This is a genomic window from Edaphobacter sp. (genome assembly GCF_035532915.1).
In the GTDB taxonomy this organism is placed as follows: domain Bacteria; phylum Acidobacteriota; class Terriglobia; order Terriglobales; family Acidobacteriaceae; genus Edaphobacter.
The window spans coordinates 1-3931 of the sequence record NZ_DATKQC010000208.1 but is presented as its reverse complement, the minus strand read 5'-3'; the positions used below and the strand labels follow the sequence as shown (position 1 = coordinate 3931).

Annotated in this window: 4 protein-coding genes; 1 reads left to right on the top strand and 3 read right to left on the bottom strand. The window is 56.7% G+C overall.

Annotated features, from left to right (window positions below; translation table 11 throughout):
- Positions 1 to 54: 54 nt before the first annotated feature.
- From VMU57_RS10180 to msrB, 3 genes are all read right to left on the bottom strand, one after another.
- The gene (locus VMU57_RS10180; RefSeq protein ID WP_325383033.1) at positions 55 to 2049 is read right to left on the bottom strand and encodes an ADOP family duplicated permease; all 1995 of its coding nucleotides are present in this window, start codon (positions 2047 to 2049) and stop codon (positions 55 to 57) included.
- A 316-nt stretch (positions 2050 to 2365) separates the two neighbouring features.
- The gene (gene msrA / locus VMU57_RS10175; RefSeq protein ID WP_325383031.1) at positions 2366 to 2875 is read right to left on the bottom strand and encodes a peptide-methionine (S)-S-oxide reductase MsrA; all 510 of its coding nucleotides are present in this window, start codon (positions 2873 to 2875) and stop codon (positions 2366 to 2368) included.
- 4 nt (positions 2876 to 2879) lie between these two features.
- Positions 2880 to 3335, bottom strand: a complete 456-nt coding sequence (gene msrB, locus VMU57_RS10170; RefSeq protein ID WP_325383029.1) for a peptide-methionine (R)-S-oxide reductase MsrB — start codon at positions 3333 to 3335, stop codon at positions 2880 to 2882.
- Positions 3336 to 3491: 156 nt separating this feature from the next.
- On the opposite strand from msrB, the gene VMU57_RS10165 reads away from it, so the two are divergent.
- Positions 3492 to 3931 (top strand): SDR family NAD(P)-dependent oxidoreductase (locus tag VMU57_RS10165; protein WP_325383027.1); only part of this gene is annotated, 440 nt, incomplete at its 3' end.

Here is a 3931-nt window from a genome sequence, read left to right as displayed (position 1 = left end):
CGATCATTGATTACCGCTGAGATTTCCGCTGATCGATTTTCAGAATGAGCAAAGTCATGTCGTCATGCTGCGGAGCGCCAGCGGTGAGCGAATGGATATGTTCATCATGAAGCTTCCGAGGATCGGGTAGAGGTCATCCTGCGAGAGAAGCTGGGCAACGTTATAGTCGATTTCGGGCAGTGGTGGCTGGCCAATCGTCTTTTGCGGGCTATCGTCCACAACGCCTACGATGGTGGACCATTGGCGGTCGCCGGTGTCGTTGTAGCGGACTTTCTGGCCGATCGGGTTCTGGTTAGGCAGGTACCGGCGCACGAAGGCCTGGTTGACGATTGCAGCAGGAGGGGCCGCCGCGGAATCTGTCGTCGCGAAGAAGCGGCCTTGTAGCAGCCGGATGCCCATGGCCGTAAAGTAGTCGCTGCTCGTAGCCCGCGCCTGAGCATAACCCTGAGCGGAACGCTGTGCCTTGGGGTGATTGGCGAGCTCGACGCTCATATTGAACTCCCAGTTTCCTTCAAGAGGACGGACAGTGGTGAGTCCCGCAGACTGGATTCCGGGGAGAGCTTTGATGCGGTCGAGCAATGGAGCATAGAAGGTTTGGATGAGCGTTGGGCCGTTCGATGGCTGGCCGGGACCGGTGAAGAGCCCCGAATTTCGAGGAGGATGGATTTCTCCGGTAACGACCTGATCGGTGACGAAACCGACTTGGGTATGGCGGAGCGAGATGAGCGTGCGCACCATGAGTCCGGCGGCGACCAGGAGAGTAAGAGTGAGCGCGATTTCGCCGACGACGAGGGTGTTCCCCCACCTGGCCTGCTGAGGGCTGATACCGGATGCCGCAGTGCCCTGGCGAAGGCCGTCCTGAGGCGGCACACGGGTCGCGTGCAACGCCGGAAGAAGACCGAAGAGAACGGCAGAGAGGCATGATGCGATGAACAGGAAAGCACAGACCTTGAAGTCAATGTGGATCTGGTCTCCGAAAATCACTGCGTTGGCGAGATAGTGCTTGAGCAAGCGGAGAGTGAGGTCGGCAAGTTCGAGGCCGAGTGCGCCGCCGGCGAGGCCAAGCAGAAGGCTCTCTGTGAGGAACTGGCGAATGAGACGGCTGCGTTGTGCGCCGAGGGCGGTGCGGAGCGCGACCTCGCGGCGGCGGTTGTTTCCACGGGCGAGCAGAAGACCGGCGACGTTGGCGCAGGAGATGAGCCACACCACGAAGACGGCGATGTCGAGCGCAATGATGGCAGGACGAGCGGTTCCGGTCACAACGTTGGCATAGCGCTCCATGTGGACGGGGTTCACATCTTCGTCTTTGGGGTATTGATGCACGAGCTGCTGGTGGATCGAGTTCATCTCGTGCGTGGCCGCCGTCAGGGTGACTCCAGGGCGCAGGCGGCCAATGACGCTGAGCATCGCGGAGGAGCGGTCCTGCATGCTTTTCTCGTCAGCTGGGATAGGAGTCCAGATGGAGTTCTCACCCGTGTTTGCAGGAAAGGCGAACCCGTTCGGCATCACACCGATCACCGTGAACGGAATGCCGTTGACGGCGATGGAGCGCCCAAGGATCTGTGTATCCGCGTGGTAGACCCCTTGCCAGATTGCGGCACCGAGGATAACGACGTTGTTGTGGCCGGACTTGCTGTCCTCAGGCACGAAGGTGCGACCCATCATCGCTCTCGCTTGCAGGAGATCAAACAGGTTCGAACTGGAGACGATCTGTGGGATGAGCCTGGGGTTTGAGTTGCCGCCGAGGGTGGGTACCTGCTCGGTATAGTAGGCGATCTGCTGGAAGGAGTGGCTGCGAGCTTGCCAGTCCTGAATGTCGAGCAGTGATGTCGGGGCGAAGCCGCCGCTTTCGGTGCGGACGGCCATCTGCACGACATCCTCTGGGTGAGGGAATGGCATACTGCGCAGGAGCACCTGGTCGACGACGGAGAACATGGCAGCATTGATGCCGATTCCGAGTGCCAGCGTAAGGATGGCGGTGAATGCAAAGGCCGGTGCGTTGCGCAGTTGTCGAAGAGCGTAGTGCAAGTCCTGGAGCAGAGTTCGCATGCTGAATCTCCGAAAACAAACTGTTCAATACAGAGGCACGTTGATGCCCAAGAGAGGATTCTACAATCCCATGGAATTGAGTGAGCTAGAAGGACATGCACTTCGCCAGACTGTCCGGATCCGCGATAAGTTGTCCGCAAACGGACACTATCGCTTGAAACATCGCATAGTCTGTCATCCATAAATCGCCGCGAAGCCTTGAGTGCCAATCGCCAATATATTCACCGAGGTAGGATTAATCCTGTGAGGCTGGCTTCTCGTCAGCAATCCGGTACACCCGCATAAGCGAACCTTTGTCAGTTGCTTCCCTTCGATTTCAAATTGTTCGTCGTGGAAGCACCCAGTTCGGCCGGATGAAATGGCAGGTGTATCCGTTTGGAATCCGCTCCAGATAATCCTGATGTTCCGCCTCAGCCTCCCAGAACTCCCCCGCGGGCACGACTTCCGTAACAACCTTGCCCGGCCACAATTCCGAAGCGTTGACGTCGGCGATTGTCTCTTGGGCTATCTGTCGCTGTTCGTCGGTCGTGTAAAAAATGGCAGAGCGATAGCTGGTCCCGATATCGTTTCCTTGCCGGTTTGAGGTTGTCGGATCATGTATCTGGAAAAAGAACTCCAATATCCGGCGATAAGTGATCTGGTGAGGATCGAAGATGATTTCAATCGCCTCCGCGTGGCCTTCATGATTTGGGTAAGTCGCGTTAGGAACGTTGCCGCCCGTATATCCGACTCGCGTAGAAACGATACCTGGGTAGCGTCGTAATAGATCCTGCATCCCCCAAAAACACCCGCCAGCAAGAATTGCGCGCTCGTTCGATGAGGCCATACAGTTACTTCCCTTCTTTGGGTTCAAATAATTGAAGATAGGTGCCATATCCTTCGCTCTCAAGTTCATCGAGAGGAATAAAGCGTAGCGAAGCAGAGTTGATGCAATAGCGAAGGCCGCCAGCGTCTCTGGGGCCGTCGTCAAAGACATGGCCTAGATGGCTATCCCCGTGGAGCGACCGCACTTCCGTCCGGTTCATCCCGTGGCTGCCGTCCGACCGTTCATCCACGTTTTCAGCTTCAACCGGTTTGGTAAAGCTTGGCCAACCGCAGTTGCTGTGGAACTTGTCCAGCGATGAAAACAGAGGTTCTCCCGACACGATGTCCACGTAAAGCCCTGGCTCGTCATGATCCCAATAGATGTTTTCAAAGGGGCGTTCCGTGCCGTTCTGTTGCGTGACGCGGAACTGTTCGGGCGAAAGGTTGGAGATGACTTCCGCATTCTTTGTGTAATTCGGCATAGGTCCCCGCTAACGAAACTGTGGTTAAGTCTACAGCGCACGGCAGGGATGGATCACTATCCACAAACGGATCTCGGAAGTTTTTGAATCCTAGACCAACCGGTCTACTCTAACCAGAAGAGAAGCACCAAAGCTCTCACCCTTGGAGGATTCATCATGTCAGCACAGCAGTCAAAAGGAACAGCCCTCATCACCGGAGCCTCAACGGGCATCGGCGCCGTTTACGCCGACCGCCTCGCCAAACGAGGCTACGATTTAATCCTTGTCGCCCGCGATCAACAGAAGCTTTCGGAGGTTGCCGCGCGTCTCGAGGCAGCCACCGGCCGCAAAGTAGAGACTCTCGCGGCAAACCTCAACGAAAAGGTCGACATACAGCGCGTGAGCGAACGACTGAGCACAGACCCCAACATCACCGCGCTCGTTAACAATGCAGGCTTTGGCTCGGCGGGAAAACTGTTGAACTCGAAAATCGACGATCTTGAGTCCATGATCCAACTCAACGTCACGACTCTGACTCGACTAACCCTGGCAGTAGTTCCGAGCTTCGTCGCACGGGCCAACGGCCTGATTGTCAATATCTCCTCCATTGCGGCGCT

Excerpts from the sequence above, each read along its gene's own strand:
- VMU57_RS10180 (WP_325383033.1), bottom strand. The coding sequence starts at position 2,049 with ATGCGAACTCTGCTCCAGGACTTGCACTACGCTCTTCGACAACTGCGC.
- msrA (WP_325383031.1), bottom strand. The coding sequence starts at position 2,875 with ATGGCCTCATCGAACGAGCGCGCAATTCTTGCTGGCGGGTGTTTTTGG.
- msrB (WP_325383029.1), bottom strand. The coding sequence starts at position 3,335 with ATGCCGAATTACACAAAGAATGCGGAAGTCATCTCCAACCTTTCGCCC.